The sequence below is a fragment of the Massilia pinisoli genome (genome assembly GCF_024753285.1).
GTDB lineage: Bacteria > Pseudomonadota > Gammaproteobacteria > Burkholderiales > Burkholderiaceae_D > Telluria > Telluria pinisoli.
In genome coordinates this window covers 376514-394816 of sequence record NZ_JANUGW010000001.1, presented here as the reverse complement: position 1 = coordinate 394816, position 18303 = coordinate 376514, and the positions used below count along the sequence as shown (strand labels likewise).

At 66.7% G+C, this 18303-nt stretch carries 19 protein-coding genes; 7 read left to right on the top strand and 12 right to left on the bottom strand.

Going from position 1 to position 18303, the window contains the following annotated elements; translation table 11 throughout:
- Positions 1-18: 18 nt before the first annotated feature.
- The 6 genes from NX784_RS01675 to NX784_RS01650 form a co-directional block, all read right to left on the bottom strand.
- On the bottom strand, positions 19-798 hold the full coding sequence (locus NX784_RS01675; protein ID WP_258814955.1) for a peptidylprolyl isomerase: 780 nt from the start codon (positions 796-798) through the stop codon (positions 19-21).
- Between the two features lie 101 nt (positions 799-899).
- Entirely contained in the window at positions 900-1691 is a 792-nt protein-coding gene (locus NX784_RS01670) for a peptidylprolyl isomerase (RefSeq protein ID WP_258814954.1), read from the bottom strand.
- A gap of 103 nt (positions 1692-1794) precedes the next feature.
- The gene (locus tag NX784_RS01665; protein WP_166861714.1) at positions 1795-2067 is read right to left on the bottom strand and encodes a BolA family protein; all 273 of its coding nucleotides are present in this window, start codon (positions 2065-2067) and stop codon (positions 1795-1797) included.
- Entirely contained in the window at positions 2067-2732 is a 666-nt protein-coding gene (locus NX784_RS01660) for a septation protein A (protein WP_258814953.1), read from the bottom strand. The genes NX784_RS01665 and NX784_RS01660 overlap by 1 nt, the downstream gene beginning before the upstream one ends.
- A gap of 17 nt (positions 2733-2749) precedes the next feature.
- Positions 2750-3145 (bottom strand): peptide-methionine (R)-S-oxide reductase MsrB, encoded by a 396-nt coding sequence (gene msrB, locus NX784_RS01655; RefSeq protein ID WP_258814952.1) that lies wholly within the window; start codon positions 3143-3145, stop codon positions 2750-2752.
- 19 nt (positions 3146-3164) lie between these two features.
- Entirely contained in the window at positions 3165-4652 is a 1488-nt protein-coding gene (locus NX784_RS01650) for a protein adenylyltransferase SelO (RefSeq protein ID WP_441295338.1), read from the bottom strand.
- A gap of 218 nt (positions 4653-4870) precedes the next feature.
- Here NX784_RS01650 and NX784_RS01645 point away from each other — a divergent pair, with 218 nt between their 5' ends.
- Positions 4871-6529, top strand: a complete 1659-nt coding sequence (locus NX784_RS01645) for a 3-(methylthio)propionyl-CoA ligase (protein WP_258814951.1) — start codon at positions 4871-4873, stop codon at positions 6527-6529.
- A gap of 63 nt (positions 6530-6592) precedes the next feature.
- Positions 6593-8680, top strand: a complete 2088-nt coding sequence (locus tag NX784_RS01640; RefSeq protein ID WP_258814949.1) for a 3-hydroxyacyl-CoA dehydrogenase NAD-binding domain-containing protein — start codon at positions 6593-6595, stop codon at positions 8678-8680.
- Here NX784_RS01640 and NX784_RS01635 read toward each other — a convergent pair.
- A complete protein-coding gene (locus tag NX784_RS01635) occupies positions 8670-9365 on the bottom strand; it encodes a hypothetical protein (RefSeq protein WP_258814948.1) in 696 nt (231 codons plus the stop codon). The genes NX784_RS01640 and NX784_RS01635 overlap by 11 nt on opposite strands.
- Positions 9366-9488: 123 nt before the next feature.
- Here NX784_RS01635 and NX784_RS01630 point away from each other — a divergent pair, with 123 nt between their 5' ends.
- Both NX784_RS01630 and NX784_RS01625 read left to right on the top strand, forming a co-directional pair.
- The gene (locus NX784_RS01630; RefSeq protein WP_258814947.1) at positions 9489-10016 is read left to right on the top strand and encodes a TetR/AcrR family transcriptional regulator; all 528 of its coding nucleotides are present in this window, start codon (positions 9489-9491) and stop codon (positions 10014-10016) included.
- Between the two features lie 54 nt (positions 10017-10070).
- Entirely contained in the window at positions 10071-11282 is a 1212-nt protein-coding gene (locus NX784_RS01625; protein ID WP_258814946.1) for an MFS transporter, read from the top strand.
- A 66-nt stretch (positions 11283-11348) separates the two neighbouring features.
- Here the strand turns inward: NX784_RS01625 and NX784_RS01620 are convergent, their stop codons facing one another.
- The 3 genes from NX784_RS01620 to NX784_RS01610 all read right to left on the bottom strand — a co-directional run bounded on the left by NX784_RS01620 (position 11349) and on the right by NX784_RS01610 (position 15466).
- Positions 11349-12395: a glycoside hydrolase family 5 protein gene (locus tag NX784_RS01620; RefSeq protein WP_258814945.1), complete on the bottom strand. Its 1047-nt coding sequence runs from the start codon at positions 12393-12395 to the stop codon at positions 11349-11351.
- Between the two features lie 147 nt (positions 12396-12542).
- Positions 12543-14243: an MFS transporter gene (locus tag NX784_RS01615; RefSeq protein WP_258814944.1), complete on the bottom strand. Its 1701-nt coding sequence runs from the start codon at positions 14241-14243 to the stop codon at positions 12543-12545.
- Positions 14244-14386: 143 nt separating this feature from the next.
- The gene (locus tag NX784_RS01610) at positions 14387-15466 is read right to left on the bottom strand and encodes a tyrosine-type recombinase/integrase (RefSeq protein WP_258814943.1); all 1080 of its coding nucleotides are present in this window, start codon (positions 15464-15466) and stop codon (positions 14387-14389) included.
- Between the two features lie 156 nt (positions 15467-15622).
- Between NX784_RS01610 and NX784_RS01605 the strand changes: the two genes are divergently transcribed.
- From NX784_RS01605 to NX784_RS01595, 3 genes are all read left to right on the top strand, one after another.
- Positions 15623-15823: a DUF1737 domain-containing protein gene (locus NX784_RS01605; RefSeq protein ID WP_258814941.1), complete on the top strand. Its 201-nt coding sequence runs from the start codon at positions 15623-15625 to the stop codon at positions 15821-15823.
- 186 nt (positions 15824-16009) lie between these two features.
- On the top strand, positions 16010-16312 hold the full coding sequence (locus tag NX784_RS01600; protein ID WP_258814940.1) for a Dabb family protein: 303 nt from the start codon (positions 16010-16012) through the stop codon (positions 16310-16312).
- A gap of 43 nt (positions 16313-16355) precedes the next feature.
- A complete protein-coding gene (locus tag NX784_RS01595; protein ID WP_258814939.1) occupies positions 16356-17258 on the top strand; it encodes an SDR family oxidoreductase in 903 nt (300 codons plus the stop codon).
- 12 nt (positions 17259-17270) lie between these two features.
- Here the strand turns inward: NX784_RS01595 and NX784_RS01590 are convergent, their stop codons facing one another.
- Together NX784_RS01590 and NX784_RS01585 are read right to left on the bottom strand one after the other, a co-directional pair.
- Entirely contained in the window at positions 17271-18029 is a 759-nt protein-coding gene (locus NX784_RS01590) for an NRDE family protein (RefSeq protein WP_258814938.1), read from the bottom strand.
- Positions 18020-18298 carry a DUF4936 family protein gene (locus tag NX784_RS01585; RefSeq protein ID WP_258814937.1) on the bottom strand — a complete coding sequence of 93 codons (279 nt, stop codon included), beginning with the start codon at positions 18296-18298 and terminating at the stop codon, positions 18020-18022. The genes NX784_RS01590 and NX784_RS01585 overlap by 10 nt, the downstream gene beginning before the upstream one ends.
- Positions 18299-18303 lie beyond the last annotated feature (5 nt).

The following is an 18303-nucleotide window of genomic DNA, read 5'->3' as shown; positions in this document are numbered from 1 at the left end:
TTCTTCAGGCGAGCCAGCTTACTGGATCTTGGCCTTCTTCATCAGTTCGTCGCGGTACGTGGCCAGCTTGCGCTGCTGCAGCGATTCCGCGATCTGCTGCTTCACTTCTTCCATCGGCGGGACCTTGGCGGCACGGACGTCTTCCAGCTTGATCACGTGGTAGCCGTATTGCGTCTTGACCGGGGTCTCCGTGATCTGGCCTTTTTGCAGCGAGGTCATGGCCTTCGAGAACTCTGGCACGAACGAGGCCGGGCTTGCCCAGTCCAGGTCGCCGCCGTTGGCTGCCGAGCCCGGATCCTTCGATTGCTTGGCCAGGTCTTCGAACTTGGCGCCGCCTTTCAGCTTGGCGATGATCGCCTTGGCTTCGTCTTCCGTGCCGACGAGGATGTGGCGAGCGTGGTATTCCTTGTCGCCGACCTGGGCCTTGTACTTGTCGTACTCGGCCTTGATGTCCGCATCCTTGACCGGGTTCTTCTTGATGTAATCGGCCAGCATCGCGTTGATGATGATGCTCTGACGGGCGTTGTCGATTGCGTTCTTGACGTCCGGACGGGCACCGACGCCTTGCTTGTCGGCTTCCTGGATCAGGACTTCGCGGCCGATCAGGTCTTTCTTGATTGCCTCGCGCAGTTGCGGGGAATCGGTTGCCTTGCCTTGGGCGACGACCTGCTTGACCACTTGGTCAACCTTGGCCGCAGGGATGGGCTTGCCATTGACGGTCGCAACGTTCTGAGCGAACGACGGCAGGGCTACCATCGCGGTCATGGCTAACAACAAGCGGGCTGGCTTCACAATCATTTATTCGATCCTATCTAAAACCGGTCTTGGAATCCGGTGGTCAACACGAAAAGTCGCCAGGGCGACGAAAACCGGCGGCCTGGGCCGCCGGCGCTGCAATGTTACTGCACCTTTGCCTTCTTGACCATTTCTTCCTGGTACGCAGCCAGCTTTTGCTGGGTCAGCGCTTCGGAAATCTGCGGCTTGACTTCGTCCAGGCTCGGCAGCTTGGCCGCGCGGACGTCGTCCAGCTTGATCACGTGGAAGCCCACCTGGGTCTTGACCGGGGTGTCGGTGATCGCGCCTTTTTGCAGGTTGGTGAAGCCGGCAGCAAATTCCGGCGGGAACGACGACGGGCTCGCCCAATCCAGGTCGCCGCCGTTGTTGGCGGTGCCGGTGTCCTTCGACTGCTTGGCCAGGTCTTCGAACTTGGCGCCGCCCTTCAGCTTGGCGATGGCTGCCTTCGCTTCGTCTTCCGTCGCGAACAGGATATGACGAACGTGGTATTCCTTGTCGCCCGTCTGCTTCGCGAAGCGGTCGTATTCGGCTTTTACTTCGGCGTCCGTCACCGGGTGCTTCGTGATGTAGTCGCGCGCGAGGGCGTTGATCACGATGGTCTGGCGCGCGTTCTCCAGCGCTGCCTTGACTTCCGGATTCTTGTCGTAGCCTTGCTTGATAGCTTCCTGCATCATCACTTCGCGCGAGATCAGGTCCTTCTTGATCGCCTCACGCAGTTGCGGGCTGTCGGTGCCCTGGCCCTGTGCCACGACCTGCTTGACGATGGCGTCGGCGCGCGAGGACGGGATGGCCTTGCCGTTCACCACGGCGAGGTTCTGTGCGAACGAAGGCGAGTATGCGAAGGATGCGGCGATAGCGATCAGGGCTAACAGCAGCCGTGCTGGCTTAAAGGTCATTTTGTTTCCTGTGAGGGGGTTGCTTGGACGAAGATTTGCTTAGTTTTTGTAATGCGTAGCCGATTCTGGGACAGCTTACTTAAGACTCACTGAAAGCGCCCCGTCACGACTGCTCGGACGGTGCGACGGCGGTGATCGCCAGGGCATGTATGTCGGTGTGCATCATACCGTGCACGGCATCATATACCAGTCGATGACGCATGACCAGCCTCAGTCCCTCGAAGCGTTCCGAAACGATTTTCACTCGGTAATGGCCCCCGCCGGACGCGGCGCCGGGGTGGCCTGCGTGCAGGTGCGAATCGTCGCCGACGTCGAGTTCGGACGGGGCCAGCGCGGCGTCGAGCAGCTGGCGGATGCGTTCCACGCGGTCGTCCATCACGCGTCTCCCTTGCCGTGGCCTTGCGGCTGTTCCTGGTCGTCCATCTCGATGTACTTCGACAGCATCAGGGTCTGGACGACGATGAACGCGAAGAAGATCCCCGTGATGCCGAACAGCTTGAAGTTCACCCACGCGCCCGTGTTGCCCTTGAAGACGACGAACGCCATGATGAGGTTCAGCACGCCGATCGCGGCGAAGAACGTCATCCATGCGTAGCCGACCTTGGCCCAGACCGCGTCCGGCAGCTTGATCTGCGCTTCCATCACCTTGCGCATCAGGTTGTTGCGGAAGCCGATTTGCGCGACGAACAGCGCCAGCGCGAACGCCCAATACAGGATCGTCGGCTTCCACTTGATGAAGTTCTCGTCGTGGAAGTAGATGGTCGCGCCGCCCGTCACGACGATGACGCCGAGCGACAGCCACAGCATGCCGTCCACCTTGCGGCCGCGGGCCAGCAGGTAGAGGATCTGCAGGATGGTGGCGACGATGCCGACGGCGGACGCCAGCATGATCGGCGCCTGGTCGGGCGCGACGTTGCCACCCGAGATCAGGCCCCCCATGTACTGGACGGCGAGCGCGTGCGCCGCATCCTGGTGGCCGTCCGCGATCTTGTAGACGATGAAGAAGAGGATGACCGGGAACAGGTCGAACAGGAATTTCATAAGCGGTTCAATGTCGTTCAGGCCGGCTCGAACGTGAGCGCGGCCGAGTTGATGCAATAGCGCAGGCCCGTCGGCGGCGGGCCGTCCGGGAACACATGGCCCAGGTGGGCGTCGCAGACGGCGCAGATGATTTCCGTGCGCACCATGCCGTGGCTGCGGTCGACCTTTTCGATCACGTTATCCGGATCGAGGGCGCGGAAATAGCTGGGCCAGCCGCAGCCGGAATCGAACTTGGCGTCCGATTCGAACAGCGCCGTGCCGCAGCACACGCAGCGATAGATGCCGTGCTCGTGGTGGTCCCAGTACTTGCCCGTGAAGGCGCGTTCGGTGGCCGCGTGGCGCGTCACCTGGTATTCCATCGGGTCCAGCTCGGCGCGCCACTCGGCGTCGCTCTTCGTCACTTTGTCGGTCATGATCCTTCTCGTTGATAGGTCAGGAGGAGCAGCTCACTTCGAGGTGCGCGGCCCAATCCGGCGGCAGCGCCGCGTAGGCCTCGTGTTCGGGCTGGTCGTCGAACGGACGTTCCAGCACGGACAGCAGCCTGGCGACTTCCGAATAATCGCCATTCTGCGCCTTTTCGATCGCGACCTGGGCCAGGTAATTGCGCAGGATGTATTTGGGGTTGACTGCGTGCATCGCAACCCGGCGCGCCGCATCGACGCTGCCTTCCTGGCGCAGCCGCGCGCGGTATTGCGCGGTCCACGCGTCGAACGCGGGGCGATCGAGGAACAGGTCGCGCAGCGGCGCGTCGGCCGCTTCGCGCTCCGATTCCGCCACGTCCAGCCTGAGGTCGCCCAGGCGGCGGAAGAACAGCGTGAAGTCGACCTTGTTATCCTGCATGAGCTGGAACATGGCGTCGGCCAGCGCACGATCGCCCTCGTGCGTCGTCGTGAGGCCAAGCTTGGCGTGCAGCAGTTCGTCGAACTTGGTGCCGTACGCGTCGATGTAGACGTCCAGAGCGGCCTGCGCGGCTTCCTGGTCGTCGATCAGCGGCAGCAGGGCGTTCGCGAGCGCATAGCAGTTCCAATGCCCGACCGGGACCTGGTTCGCGTACGAATAGCGGCCACCCTGGTCCGTGTGGTTGCAGATGTGGTCGACGTCGAACGATTCCATGAAGCCGAACGGACCATAATCCAGCGTGATGCCCAGGATCGACATATTGTCCGTGTTCATGACGCCATGCATGAAGCCGACGGCCTGCCAGTGCGCGATCAGGATGCCCGTGCGGCGCGTGACTTCTTCCAGTAGCGCGAGGTAAGGATTCGGTGCGCCCGAGAGGTCCGGATAAAACGTCTTGATCACGTAGTCGGCCAGGATGCGCAGCTCTTCCGGCTTGTCGCGGTAGCGCCAGTGCTCGAACGAGCCGAAGCGCACGAAGCTCGGGGCCATGCGGGTGACGACGGCGGCCGTCTCCATCGTTTCGCGGATGACGCCCTTGTTCGAACCCGTCACGACGAGTGCGCGCGTCGTCGGCACGCCAAGCGCGGCCATCGCTTCCGAGCAGAGGAATTCGCGGATCGACGAGCGCAGCACGGCGCGGCCGTCGCCCATGCGCGAATACGGCGTCATGCCGGCGCCTTTCAGCTGCAGCTCCATCCGGCCTTGCGGCCCGGCGATGTCGCCCAGCAGAATTGCGCGGCCGTCACCGAGCTGGCCGGCCCAGTGGCCGAACTGGTGGCCCGAGTACACGGCGGCCAGCGGCTGCGCGCGTGATGGCACCTCGTTGCCCGTGAAGACCGCGACGAAGTCGTCGATCGCGAGGTCTGCCGCATCGAGCCCGACGAGCTGCGCGGCCCGTGCGCTGGCTGCGACGAAGTACGGCGCGGGCAGAGGCGTCGGCATCCGGCGTGTATAGAACGCGGGCGGCAATTCGGCAAAGCCATTGTCGAACGGCAGGTCGTCGGCGGTGCGGGTGGTGATGGCGCTTCCTTTGCTTGGATGTCTGGTCGTGGCCGGATTTTACCGTACACGCGCGGATTCTATGAGTCCGCGGCGTGTGAGACCTATCCCCGTTACATTCCGTAACCGTCCGGCAATCTTCATTGACGGCGCCTGCTGCGCCGCAGCATCGATTTCTGTTGACGTTATCCGCACGATCGTTCGAAACTCTGCCGTTCCCCCGACCGCGCGAGACCACGATGACCAACGTACAGCCGCCGCTCATGGGCGGCATGATGGACCAGCCCCTCCTCATTTCGAACATCATCCGGTTCGCCGCGCGGCACTACGGCGGCAGCGAGATCGTGTCGCGGCGGGTCGAGGGCGACGTGCACCGCTACACCGTGCGCGACTGCGAAGCGCGGGCGCGCCGGCTCGCGAACGCGCTTGCAGAGCAGGGCGTCGCTGCGAGCGAGCGCGTCGGCACGCTGGCCTGGAACGGCTACCGGCACCTGGAGCTGTACTACGCCGTGTCCGGCTCTGGCGCCGTGCTGCACACGATCAATCCCCGGCTGCATCCCGACCAGATCGCGTACATCGTCAATCATGCCGAAGACCAGCTGCTGTTCTTCGACCTGACGTTCCTGCCGCTCGTCGAGGCGATCGCGCCCCATTGCCCGACCGTGAAGGCGTTCGTCCTGATGACCGACCGCGCGCACATGCCGGCGCAGACGACCATCGTGAACTTGCAGTGCTACGAGGACCTGATCGACGCGGCATCGGCGGACTACGTGTGGCCCGAATTCGACGAGTACGCGGCCGCCGCGCTGTGCTACACATCGGGCACCACGGGTAATCCGAAAGGCGCGCTGTACTCGCACCGCTCGACCGTGCTGCACGCGTACGCGTCCGCGATGCCGAACGTGCTGAACGTTGGCGCGGCGGACGTCGTCGCTCCCATCGTGCCGATGTTCCACGTGAACGCGTGGGGCCTGCCGTATTCGGCGCTGCTGGCCGGCGCGAAGCTCGTGCTGCCGGGCCCCGCGCTGGACGGCAAATCGTTGTACGAGCTGTTCGAGGCGGAGCGGGTGACCTTTTCCGCCGGCGTGCCCACCGTGTGGCTGGGCCTCGTGAACTACGTGCTGCAGAACGGCCTCGCGTTTTCCACGTTCCGCCGCACGGTGGTCGGTGGCGCCGCGTGTCCGCCCGCGCTGATGGACACGCTGATCGACCGCCTGCACGTGCAGGTGATCCACGGCTGGGGCATGACGGAGATGTCGCCGCTCGGCACGACGGGCGGCCTGCTCGTGAAGCACCTTGACCTGCCCGTCGCGGGCCAGCGCGCGATCCTGCAGAAGCAAGGCCACGCCATCTTCGGCGTGGACATGAAGATCGTCGACGACGCTGGCTGCGAGCTGCCGTGGGACGGTCGCACGTTCGGCAACCTGCTCGTGAAGGGGCCATGGATCGTCGCGCACTACTTCCGCGACGAGGGCGGCGACGTGCTGCGGGACGGCTGGTTCCCGACCGGCGACGTGGCGACGATCGACCCGGACGGCTTCATGCAGATCACGGACCGCAGCAAGGACGTCATCAAGTCCGGCGGCGAGTGGATCGGGTCGATCGACATCGAGAACATTGCGATGGCGCATCCGGCCGTGCTGCAGGCCGCGTGCATCGGCGTGCGGCATCCGAAATGGGACGAGCGCCCGCTGCTGGTCGTCGTGCCGCGGCCTGGGGCGACCGTCACGCGCGACGAGATGCTGCGCTTCTTCGACGGGAAGGTCGCGAAGTTCTGGATGCCGGACGACGTCGTCTTCGTGGACGCCTTGCCGATGGGCGCGACGGGAAAGATCCTCAAGAACCGCTTGCGCGAGCAGTTCCGCGACCATCGCCTGCCGGGCGCGGATCAAAAATAACACGACCGTTCGTTTAGCGGTTATATTGTCGCCACCGCCAATCACACGAATCGAAGGAGACCCATGAGCGCCGACTACCAGGTTATCGACGACGTCGCCGTCATCACGCTGAACAACCCGCCCGTCAATGGCCTCGGCCTGGCGACGCGCACCGCGGCCGTGGAAGGTTTGCAGCGCGCCGCGCTCGACCCGGCCGTCAAGGCCATCGTCATCACGGGCGCCGGCAAGGCGTTCTCGGGCGGTGCCGACATCCGCGAATTCAATTCGCCGAAGGCGCTCACGGAACCGACATTGCACACCCTGATCCGCACGGTCGAGGACTCCACGAAGCCGACCGTCGCCGCGATCCACACCGTGTGCATGGGCGGCGGCCTGGAGCTGGCGCTGGGCTCGAACTACCGCATCGCGCTGCCCGGCGCGCAGATCGCGCTGCCCGAAGTCAAGCTCGGGCTGTTGCCGGGCGCCGGTGGCACCCAGCGCTTGCCGCGCGTGCTCGGGCTGGAGGCCGCGATGAACATGATCGTGACCGGGACGCCCGTCCTGTCCGAAAAACTCACGGGAACAAAACTGTTCGACGAATTGCTGCCGGCCGGGTCCGACCTCGTGGCCGGCGCCGTCGCGTTCGCGCGCCGCGTCGCCGACGTGCGGCCGCTGCCGAAGGTGCGCGAGGGCCAGGTCGAACACCCGGACGCCGCCGCGTTCCTCGCCGCCGCGCGCGCGCGCGTGAAGGTCGAGGCCGGGCCGTTCCCGGCGCCCGTCGAATGCGTGGAGACGGTGGCGGCTTCGGTCGAAAAACCGTTCGAGGACGGCTTGAAATTCGAGCGCGAGCGGTTCATCCACCTCACGCAGACGACGGCGTCGAAGGCGTTGCGCCATGCGTTCTTCGCCGAGCGTGCGGCCAGCAAGGTGCCTGACGTCCCGGCCGACACGCCCGTGCGCGACATCCGCAGCGCGGCCGTCATCGGCGCCGGCACGATGGGCGGCGGCATCGCGATGGCGCTCGCGAATGCAGGCTTTCCCGTGACGATCGTGGAGACCACGCAGGTCGCGCTGGACAAGGGCCTTGCCACGATCCGCAAGAATTACGAAAACACGGTCAAGAAGGGCAAGCTGGCGCCGGAAAAGGCGGAGCAGCGCATCACGCAGATCGGCGGCACGCTGGATTACGCCGACATCGCCCAGGCCGACATCGTCATCGAGGCCGTGTTCGAGGACATGGGTGTCAAGGAGACCGTGTTCCGCCGGCTGGACGCCACGATGAAGCCGGGCGCCATCCTCGCGTCCAACACGTCGACGCTGGACCTGAACCGCATCGCGTCGTTCACGGCGCGCCCGCAGGACGTGATCGGCCTGCATTTCTTCAGCCCCGCCAACGTCATGAAGCTGCTGGAGATCGTGCGCGGCGCCCAAACGGGCAAGGACGTGCTGGCGACCGCGCTGGCGCTCGCGAAGAAGATCAAGAAGACCGGCGTCGTGTCCGGCGTCTGCGACGGCTTTATCGGCAACCGCATGGTCGAGCAATACATCCGCCAGGCCGGCTTCCTGCTGGACGAGGGCGCGCTGCCGCAGCAGGTCGATGCCGCGATCGAGCGCTTCGGCTTCGCCATGGGCCCGTTCCGCATGGGCGACCTTGCCGGTAACGACGTGGGCTGGTACATCCGCAAGCGCCGCGCCGTCGAGTCGCCCGACGTCAAATATTCGAAGACGGCCGACCTGCTGTGCGAGGCGGGCCGCTTCGGCCAGAAGACGGGCGCCGGCTGGTACGACTACGAGGCCGGCGACCGCACGCCGCGACCGTCTGCATGGGTCGACGAGATGATCGTCAAGCATTCGCAGGACCTCGGCATCGCGCGCCGCGCGATCGGCGACGAGGAGATCGTCGAGCGCCTCGTCTATGCGCTGGTGAACGAGGGCGCGAAGATCCTGGAAGAGGGCATCGCGCTGCGCGCATCGGACATCGACATGGTGTATTTGTCCGGCTACGGCTTCCCGCTGTTCCGTGGCGGCCCGATGTTCCATGCCGACACCGTCGGTCTGCCCACCGTACTCGCCGCCGTCGAGAAGTATGCGCGCGGCTACCACGGTGAGGCGTGGACGCCGGCGCCGCTGCTCGTGCGCCTGGCGCAGGAAGGCAAGACCTTCAACGGCTGACGCCCGGGCCGGCGCCGCGCATGCGCCACAACGTGAGCGCGGCGCCTGCGTACCACAGCGCCTGCAGGCCCGTCAGAAGCACCAGCGAATGCGTGTGCATGCGGAGGCCGCTCGCCGCCGCGAACGCGGTGCCCAGCCCTGCCGGCAGCGCGAGCGCCGCGAGCACCCGTGTCGCTTGCCCGCGCGACCACGACAGGCAGCACATGCCCACGCCCATCCCGACGAGACCCGCTTTCGTCAGCATCTGGATGGAGATCGCGACGAGGTTGAACGCGACGGTGGTGGCATCGGCCGGCCAGCCGTGGTCCAGCGCGGCCTGCGCCAGCGGGGCCGTGATGAAGCCGTCCAGCAGCATGGCGCCGCCCACGGCGCCGCAGCCGAGGGCGTGGCAGATCAATCCGAACGCCACGGCCGGCCGGCGCGCATCGAGCGCCAGCGCCAGGGTGGTGACACCGTACAGCAGCACGGCCACGACGCCGAACAGCGCGCCGTGCACGAGCGCCGCACTCGTGCCGAGGCGTGCCAGCGCGGCCATCTTGTCCGCGTAGCTCGTGGCGTGGCCGATGACGGGATGATGCGCGAGCAGGGCGACCATCGTGACGCTGGCGACGACGAAGGCCCAGGCGGCGGGCGGAATGGCGCGGAGCGATGCGGTCGGCGACGGGTCGGCTGCGGGGTGGCTCATGTTATCGTGATCCTTTCTGATAAAACGACATTGGACCAGGCGCGGTCGCGCCGTTGGCGGACGGCCGCGGTGCGGCATCCGCTAGCGGACATCCGGCGCGCACTGTCCGGAACGGGAGGCGGGATGGTGGAGGCGGTACTGGACAGGCGCCGGCAGCGGACGCGCAAGGCGGCCGTGGCGGCGTTCATCGAATTGCTGATGGAGCAGGGCTACGAAGCGGTCGCGATGACGGCGGTGGCCGAGCGGGCGGACCTCGGGCGTTCCACGTTGTATGAACATTTTCGCGCCAAGGACGACTTGCTCGAAGCGTCGCTCGCCTATCCGCTCGGCGTGCTGGCCGCCGATCCGCCCGACGTGGCCGCGCTGCTGCGCTTGATCGAGCACGTGCGCGAACGGGCCGGCGCCGTGCGCATCATGCTGGAACAACCCCTGCGCTCACGCATCGCGCGCATGCTCGCGGCGCGCAGCGCGCCAGGCCTGCGCGCACGGGGCGTGCCCGCGCCGCGCGCGGACGTGCGTGCGCTCGCGTGCGCGGAGGGCCAGCTGGCGGCGCTCGCGGCGTGGATGCGCGGCGGCGCCATCGCAGCGCCGGCGCTCGCCGAGGAATTGGCGCGGCTGTCGCTGGCCGCCGCGCGGCTGGAAAGTCCCTGATGCCGACGTGGCGGCCGTCGTGCTAGGCTAGGTCCTCGCGACGACCGAGACCACATGAAGAACGCCCTCCTGATCGCGACCGCCTGCCTCCTCGGACTGTTGTCCACGACGGGTGCGTCGCTGCCTTACCCGATCCTGCCGCCGCTGTTCGTGAACGGTGCGCCGGACAGCCTCACGCACTTTCTCGGCCTGCCGCCGAAACTGCTGTTCGCGATCGCGCTGATGGTGAACCCCGTCGGCCTGCTGCTGGGCACCGCGGTCCTCGGCTCACTGTCCGACCGCTACGGGCGCCGGCCGCTGCTGCTCGTGACGGCGGCCGGTGCCGCCGTCGGCCACGTGCTCACGGCGTGGGCGCTGGCCAGCCGCTCGTATCCGCTGTTCCTCGCCGCGCGCTTAGGCACGGGCCTGCTGGAAGGCCATAGCGCGATCGTGCGCGCGATGCTGGCCGACCGCCTGCAAGGCCCGCTGCGCAACCACGCGCTGTCGTGGCTCAACGGTGCGCTGCACCTGGGGTGGCTGTTCGGGCCCTTGCTGGCCGGGTTTACCATCGCGTGGGGCATCACCGTGCCGTTCTATATCGCGGCCGGGGCGCTGCTGCTCGGCGCCATCCTCGTCGGCGTGGCGCTGGAACGTGCGCCGCGCGCGGCCGGGCCGTCCTGGTGGAGCGTCGCGCGCGAGCGCCACGCGTTCAACCTGCTGCGTCACGACGGCCTGCGCGCGCTGTTCGGCGTGCAGCTCGCGTACACGTGCGGCGTCACGGCGTTCTACGAGTTCTATCCGCTGTGGCTCGTCGAGGTGGGGCATTACGACACCCGCGCGATCGCCCTCGTCAACGTCGGCATGTGCGGCTTGATGACGTGTTCCGCGCTGTTCGCCGGCCGTGCCAGTCGCACGGAACCGATGCGCCGCGCCGCGTGGCTCGCCGCGTGCGTCGCGCTCGCGATCGGCTCGCTGGGCGTGGGGCATCTGTGGGTGGGGCTCGTCGGCATCATGGCGTTCGGGCTGCCGCATGCGTTCTACAATGCCGTCGTCCAGGCCTGGGCCGCGGACCGCTTCGGCGCCGGCCACGGGCAGGGCGCCGTCATGGGCCTGTTGTCGACGACGTTCTGCCTCGCGAACATCCTGATGGCCGCGGCGGGCGCCGTGCTGACGCTCGTCGATACGCGCCTCGTGCTGCTGGCCGGGGCGATCCTGACGGCATGGGCGGCGAACCGGATGCGGACGTGGGGCCGGCCGCACGTGGCCGAGTTGCCGCCGGCCGCGTGAGCGGGGCGTCCCGGCGGCATGCGCCTGGACGCAGGCCCCTGTTTGTCGCGCGGCCGGACTGCCGGCTTACTTTGCCGGCACCAGCGCCTTCAGGATCGGCTGCACGAAATCGTCGCGCTTGAAGTCGTACAGCAGGAAGTCGCTGGAGAACTGCCAGTACGCCCACGCGAAGCCGTATTTTTCCGCCGTCCGGGCGACGGTGGCCGTCCACAGTGCCCGCTCGTCCATTGCCCCTTTGTCGTAGGCCCCGAATTCGCCGAGGAAGACGGGGCGGCCGCTCGCGTCGCTCCATGCCTTCACGGCGGCGAAATCCGTGTCGATCTGCGCGCGCTCGGCCGCGGTGCCGAAGTGGACGCCCGTCGTCGAGCGAATCGGTTCGTCTGCCCACGACGCGCCCTGGTGCGTGAACGGGAACGGGTCGTAGTAGTGGAACGTGGCGATGAGGTGATGGTCGTCGGCGGGCAGCTTCAAGTCCTTCAACGTCGTGCGGCTGTTCCACTGCACGCCCCCGACGATCACGTTGCGCGTGGGATTCGTCTTGCGCATCACGGCCAGCACCTGCGGGAAGCTGGCGTTCCACGTCGCAGCATCGAACTGGCCGTGCGGTTCGTTCAGCAGTTCGAAGATCACGGTGTTCGACTCGTTGCGGTAGCGCTCCGCGAGCTGGGCCCAGACGGCTTTCAGCTTCGGCATGCAGGCGGGGACGTCTTTCGAGCACTCGTCGAAATCGTGTTCGTCGATGATCACGTTGAGGCCGTGCTTGCCCGCGGTGGCGACGACCCAGTCGAGGCGGTTCAGCCAGCGCGGATCGAGCCGGTTTTGTGCATCCAGCGCGCGGAACGCGAACAGCACGGCGCGCACGGTCGAGAAGCCTGCCGCCTTGATCTTCGCGAAGTGCTCGTCCTTGTAATTGCCCTGGGGGCCGTCGCGCCAGAACGGGTCGTAGCCGATGATGTTCACGCCGCGGCCCATCCGGTGCACCTGGTCCTGCGCGGCGAGTTCCGTGAACTGCGATGTGGCGGGCGGCGGATTCGGCGGCGGGTCGGCCGCAAGCGCCGCGTGGGTGGCGAGGGTGAGCGTGACGGTGGCGGCGAGGTGCGGAAGCTTGAGCATGGGGTCTCCATCGTTATCGTTATCGGAACGAGTCGATGGTAGCGCTATCTCGACGGGATGCCAAGCGTGTCCACGTGGTCGTGATTATCGTGATGCGAACGAAAAAAAAGCCGCCGATGCCGGCGGCTTCCGGGGAAGCGGGAAAGGTCAGTCGCCCGCGTAGATATCGGTGTCCTTCGTCTCGCGCACGAAGAGCATGCCGATGACGACTGTGGCCAGGGCGACCACGATCGGATACCACAGGCCGTAGTAGATGTTGCCGTTGGCGGCGACGAGGGCGAACGCCGTCGTCGGCAGCAGGCCGCCGAACCAGCCGTTGCCGATATGGTAGGGCAGCGACATCGACGTGTAGCGGATCCGCGTGGGGAACATCTCGACCAGCATCGCCGCGATGGGGCCGTAGACCATCGTCACGTACAGCACGAGCACGAACAGCAGCAGCACGAGCATCGGCTTGTTCAGCTGCGTGGGATCGGCCTTCGGCGGATAGCCGGCGGCCTTCAGGGCCGCGCCCAGGTCCTTCTTCAGCGCCGTCTCGCGGTCGCGGCTGGCCAGGTCGAAGTTCAAGCCGTCCGGCGTCATGGTGGCGTTGAACGACGGGTAGACCTTGTCGCCGACCTTGACGCTGGCAATGGTGCCGCTGGCCGCATCCTGGCGCGTATAGCTGACGGAGGCGGCCGTCAGTTGCGCCGTCGCGATGTCGCACGACGACGGGAATTTCTTCGTGCCCGTCGCGTTGAACTGGAAGTGGCACGACGCCGGATCGGCCACGACGACGACAGGCGAGTTGTCCAGCGCCGCCTCCAGCGCCGGGTTGCCGTAGTGCGTGAGGCCCTTGAACACGGGGATGTAGGTCAACGCGGCGATCAGGCAGCCCACCAGGATGATGGTCTTGCGGCCGATGCGGTCGGACAGGGAGCCGAACACGATGAAGAACGGCGTGGCGAGGGCGAGCGCGATGGCGATGAGGACGTTCGCGGTGGCGTCGTCGATCTTGAGTGTCTTGGTCAGGAAGAACAGCGCGTAGAACTGTCCGGTGTACCAGACGACGGCCTGGCCCATCACGACGCCCAGCAGTGCGAGCAGCGCGATCTTGCCGTTATTCCACGTCAGGAATGCTTCGCTCAGCGGCGCCTTCGATGTGCGGCCTTCCGCCTTCATCCGGGCGAACGCGGGCGATTCGTTCATCGACATGCGGATCCACACGGACACCGCGAGCAGCAGTACGGACACGAGAAACGGAATGCGCCAGCCCCAGGCATCGAAGGCAGCTGTGTCCATGCCCGCGCGCACGCCCGTGATGACGAGCAGCGACAGGAACAGGCCGAGCGTGGCCGTCGTCTGGATCCACGATGTGAAGTAGCCGCGGCGGCCCTGCGGCGCATGTTCCGCGACGTACGTGGCGGCGCCGCCGTATTCGCCGCCCAGCGCGAGGCCCTGCAGGATGCGCAAGGTGACGAGCACGATGGGCGCGGCGATGCCGATCGATGCATAGCCCGGCAGCAGGCCGACGATGAACGTGGAGCCGCCCATGATCAGGATCGTCACGAGGAACGTGTACTTACGACCGATCATGTCGCCCAGGCGCCCGAACACGAGCGCGCCGAACGGGCGCACGATGAAGCCGGCCGCGAAGGCCAGCAGGGCGAAGATGAACGAGGTGGTCGGGTCGCCGATGAAGAATTGCTTGGCGATCACCGTCGCCAGCGAACCGTACAGGTAAAAGTCGTACCATTCGAAAACGGTGCCGAGCGAGGACGCGAAGATGACTTTGCGCTCGTCCTTCGTCAGTCCAACGCCTTTCGGCATGGATTTGCCGCCCGCAGCCATGCCGGGTGTCACTGCCATTGTGGTCTCCTGTCTGATTATTGTGTGGGCAGCCCGATGGCGCGGGCCACCCGCCGACTGTGCGCCGGGAAGCTTACGGCATGCTTGCTCGAAACTTACGTGCGGCTTACAGTGGGTGGGATGTTGCGGCGATGCGTGGCAGGTCAGCGGGGGCGTGGTGCGGCGTGGTCGGCGCCGTCGTCCGGCTCGTCCCGATTGCCCTGCGCAGCTGAGGCGTCCGTGCCCTCGGCGGCATCGTCATCCGGCGCCTCGTGGCGCCGCGCGTAGCGGTACGCTTCGGTCGACCGTTCCAGCGCCAGGCCCAGCGCCGTCGTCAGTTCGCTGCGCGACACGCCCTGTTCCAGCTGCTGGACGGCGAAGCTGTTGCGCAACGTGCGCCCGCCCGCGCGCGCGACGCCGATGCCGGCCCGCTCGAACGTCGCCCGCGTCTGCCGGTAGACAGTCGCCTTGTGCAGCGGCTCGCCGGCCAGGTTGGCGGGGAAGACGAGGTCGCCGGGGATCTTGAGCTCGGCCCGTTCCTCCAGCCACGCGGTGAGCTCGGCGACGCCCGCGCGCGGCAACGTGGCCGTGTGCTCGTAGCTCGTGCGGTGCTTCGCCTCGGGCGTGATGTTCAGCTCGATGGCGCCTTCGATGTCGGGCTGGCGTCCCACTTCGTCGACGAGGAGGCCGATGGCTTCCGCCACGCGCAGGCCGGCGAGCGCCATCACGATCTGCATCGCGCGGTCGCGGCGGCGCTTCCAGCCCGCATGCCCTTCCGTGTCGTCGCCGCGGCCCGGCGGGAGGGCGGCCAGGAAGCGCTGCAAATCGTCCTGGCCCAGCGCGATCATCGGCGCGTCTTCGGCCAAGTGGGCGCGGTCGGTCGCGGCGATCGCCTGCCGGGCCGGGTTCGGCGTGCGGCCCAGATAGTCGAAGCAGCGTTCCAGCAGGCGCAGGTAGCGGTAGGCGATCTTGCTGTTGAGGTCGCGGTGGCCGTCCTTCGACAGCGCGATGAAGCGGCCAAGGTCGGCCGTGTTCACGGTCGACATCCGGAGGCCGCGCTCGAGCATCCACGTCGCGAACTTGCCGAACATAAATTTGTAGACCGTCGCGGATTCCTGCGAGACGGGCAGCGGGACGTCGCGCTGGCGGCTGGACGTGAGCACGAAGTCCGGCGTCACGACGAAGGCAGCGAACGCTTCGAGGGGACGGGCATCCCAGTTGGCGAGGGAAGGGGGCTGGCTCATGGTGGGCTACCGGTTGGTTTTCCCTATCTTGCAACTAACCGACAAGCGCGTCAAGCGTATGCGGCAACCGGAAACAAAGGCGCCGAGCAGGGTGAACGATTCGACAATATACTGGCTCCCCGTCACCATTCGTCGTCGCACCGCACTGGAGTCCACATGTCCGACCACCCGCCCGAAGGCCTGCCCACCTACCGTGTCCTGACCGGCCCCGACGACGCCACATTCTGCCGCCGTGTCAGCGCCGCGATCGAGCAGGGTTATCTGCTGTACGGATCGCCGAGCACGACCTTCAATGGCGAATCCGTCATCGTGGCGCAGGCGATCATCTGGCCGAGTATCCGGTCGTCCATCTCGTAAGATCAAGACGGCGCATCCGGCACCGCCGCGGGGCCGCGTCTATTTCATTGATTTGCAACTAACCGACGAAGTGCAGCCCGCCACCAAAACCCGCCACCAACGATCCTGGGTGCGGTGCCTTATCGCTCTTATAATGAGGCAGCGGCCAGGCCGCGACAATTCAATCTCGAACGTAACAAGGACATCATGCTCAAGCACATCGTCATGTGGAAACTGAAAGACCACGCCGAAGGCGCCGACCGCGCCGCCAACGCCATCGAAATGAAGCGCCGCCTGGACGAGTGCGCCCACATCGTCCCCGGCCAGATCACCTTCGAGGTCGTCATCGCCCAGCCCGGCCTGGAAGCCACGTACGACGTCGTGCTGTATTCCGAATTCGAAGACCAGGCCGCGTTGGAAGCCTACGTCAAGCATCCGGTACACCAGGCGGTCATCCCGTTCATCGGCGCGATCCGCGAAGGGCGCCAGTGCATGGACTACATCGTCTGACGGAGCAGGGCGCGGCCTGATTTCACGCGACAAGGAGGTCGCCATGGAGAATTTTGCGGGACGGGTGGCCGTCATCACGGGCGCCGGCAGCGGACTCGGACGCGAGTTCGCCAATCTGGCGGCCACGCTCGGCATGAAGCTGGTGCTGGCCGACATCGATGCGCACGCGCTCGAGCAAGCCAGCGGCACGCTGCAGGCGGCCGGCGCCGATGTGCTGGCGATGGTCTGCGACGTCCGCAAGGGAGCCCATGTGGAGGAATTGGCGGATGCCGCGATGATCCGCTTCCAGGCCGTGCACCTGCTGTTCAACAATGCGGGTGTCGGCACGGCTGGCCTGATCTGGGAGCACACCGAGGCCGACTGGGAGTGGGTGCTCGGCGTGAACCTGTGGGGCGTGATCCACGGCGTGCGCGTGTTCACGCCGCTGATGCTCGAGGCCGCGCGGAACGATCCGGCGTACGAGGGGCACATCGTCAACACGGCATCGATGGCCGGCCTGCTCGTGCCGCCGGCGATGGGGCTGTATAACGTGTCGAAGCATGGCGTCGTCGCATTGTCGGAGTCGCTGTACCACGACCTGCGCCTCGTCGATGCGCGCGTGAATGCATCCGTGCTGTGCCCGTATTTCGTCCCGACGGACATCGCGCATGCGGAACGCCACCGTCCCCCGGACGTCCAACATGACGGCCCGCCGACACAAAGCCAGCAGGCGGGCCAGGCGCTGCTCGAACAGGCCGTGGCGGCCGGCAAGCCTTCCGCCGCGGACATTGCGCGCATGACGTTCGACGGTGTCAAGCGCGGCGATTTCTACATCTGCACGCACCCGCAAGTGATGCCCGCCGTGGCCGACCGCATGGACGCGATCGTGCACGGAAAGCCGCCGGCCGATCCCTATGCGGCGACGCCGCAGTACACGGCGCGGCTGAAGGCGGCCGTCAAACGCTGACGGGGCGCGTGATCACGCCGTCGCGTGGCCGCCGGGCTTCAACACGCGTTCGTGCAGTTCCGGCTCCGCGTCGGCATAGACTTTGACGACCGTCGACGTGCGCGTGCCGTAGCCGGGGATCTCGATGCACACGGCGGACAGCTCCCGTTCCAGGTCGATCGGAACGCCCGTGTCGGGCAGGCGCATGTCCGGCGCGCGCGTCGTATCGGCCAGCATCTCGAAATATGCTTCTTCCGGCGCGCCTTGCAGCAACAGGCTCGCGAACGTGGCCTTCGTGCGCACGACCTTCGGCCACGGCGCGTCCAGCAGGCCGTTGGAGACGCCGTAGATGCCCGGCTCCAGCGCGCTGCCGTTGCGCGGGTCCGCCCCGGCGCGGTTCGAGAACCAGTAAATGCCGGCGGCGTCGCCGAGGATCAGGTTGAAGCCGTTGTACTCGTGTGCGTCCGGCGCGATGCGGTCGAGGTAGGCGGGCGCATCCAGGTCGCCCTTCAGGAAATCGGCGACGAGGGCGCCGCGCGTCGGCGCGTCCGTGCGCCGCTCGTCCGGCGCGCGGATGTTGGTGAGGGCCGCGAATTTCGGTCCGTTCGGTCCCGTCGTCGTCACGCCCATCCAGCTGCCGCCGCCGCGCAGGTCACGCCCGGCAATGATGTGCGGCGCGTCCGGCCACGGGCCGGCCGGGGTGGCGGGACGGTCATAGAATTCGTCGCGGTTGGCGCACGCGACCAGCGGCAGGCCGGGGATCACGCGCCAGGCAAAAACGATCAGGCACATGTTGGCAGGTCCATGAAGATTTCGACGCGGCGCGCGCCCTCGATGAGGCCGTCCAAGCCGGCCTCGCGGGCCGCAAGGTCGAGCCGCGCGGGAAAGCCGTCGTCCACGTTCGGGTAGATTTCCATCCACGTCTGCATGCCGTCGCGCACGTCGGGCCGGCGTTTCAGCTGCGCCGGCACACCGATGTGCGCCTGCAGCGCACACACACGCGGGGCCAGCGTGGGCGCGTCGGCCTCGCGCACCTTGTAGTAGACGTACAGGTCGATCATGCCGG

Bases quoted from the DNA above. Each gene is read 5' to 3' on its own strand.
- NX784_RS01670 (WP_258814954.1), bottom strand. From the start codon at position 1,691: ATGACCTTTAAGCCAGCACGGCTGCTGTTAGCCCTGATCGCTATCGCC.
- NX784_RS01590 (WP_258814938.1), bottom strand. From the start codon at position 18,029: ATGTGCCTGATCGTTTTTGCCTGGCGCGTGATCCCCGGCCTGCCGCTG.
- NX784_RS01620 (WP_258814945.1), bottom strand. From the start codon at position 12,395: ATGCTCAAGCTTCCGCACCTCGCCGCCACCGTCACGCTCACCCTCGCC.
- NX784_RS01615 (WP_258814944.1), bottom strand. From the start codon at position 14,243: ATGGCAGTGACACCCGGCATGGCTGCGGGCGGCAAATCCATGCCGAAA.
- NX784_RS01645 (WP_258814951.1), top strand. From the start codon at position 4,871: ATGACCAACGTACAGCCGCCGCTCATGGGCGGCATGATGGACCAGCCC.
- NX784_RS01610 (WP_258814943.1), bottom strand. From the start codon at position 15,466: ATGAGCCAGCCCCCTTCCCTCGCCAACTGGGATGCCCGTCCCCTCGAA.
- NX784_RS01585 (WP_258814937.1), bottom strand. From the start codon at position 18,298: ATGATCGACCTGTACGTCTACTACAAGGTGCGCGAGGCCGACGCGCCC.
- NX784_RS01660 (WP_258814953.1), bottom strand. From the start codon at position 2,732: ATGAAATTCCTGTTCGACCTGTTCCCGGTCATCCTCTTCTTCATCGTC.
- msrB (WP_258814952.1), bottom strand. From the start codon at position 3,145: ATGACCGACAAAGTGACGAAGAGCGACGCCGAGTGGCGCGCCGAGCTG.
- NX784_RS01595 (WP_258814939.1), top strand. From the start codon at position 16,356: ATGGAGAATTTTGCGGGACGGGTGGCCGTCATCACGGGCGCCGGCAGC.
- NX784_RS01640 (WP_258814949.1), top strand. From the start codon at position 6,593: ATGAGCGCCGACTACCAGGTTATCGACGACGTCGCCGTCATCACGCTG.
- NX784_RS01605 (WP_258814941.1), top strand. From the start codon at position 15,623: ATGTCCGACCACCCGCCCGAAGGCCTGCCCACCTACCGTGTCCTGACC.
- NX784_RS01675 (WP_258814955.1), bottom strand. From the start codon at position 798: ATGATTGTGAAGCCAGCCCGCTTGTTGTTAGCCATGACCGCGATGGTA.
- NX784_RS01635 (WP_258814948.1), bottom strand. From the start codon at position 9,365: ATGAGCCACCCCGCAGCCGACCCGTCGCCGACCGCATCGCTCCGCGCC.
- NX784_RS01625 (WP_258814946.1), top strand. From the start codon at position 10,071: ATGAAGAACGCCCTCCTGATCGCGACCGCCTGCCTCCTCGGACTGTTG.
- NX784_RS01600 (WP_258814940.1), top strand. From the start codon at position 16,010: ATGCTCAAGCACATCGTCATGTGGAAACTGAAAGACCACGCCGAAGGC.
- NX784_RS01665 (WP_166861714.1), bottom strand. From the start codon at position 2,067: ATGGACGACCGCGTGGAACGCATCCGCCAGCTGCTCGACGCCGCGCTG.
- NX784_RS01630 (WP_258814947.1), top strand. From the start codon at position 9,489: ATGGTGGAGGCGGTACTGGACAGGCGCCGGCAGCGGACGCGCAAGGCG.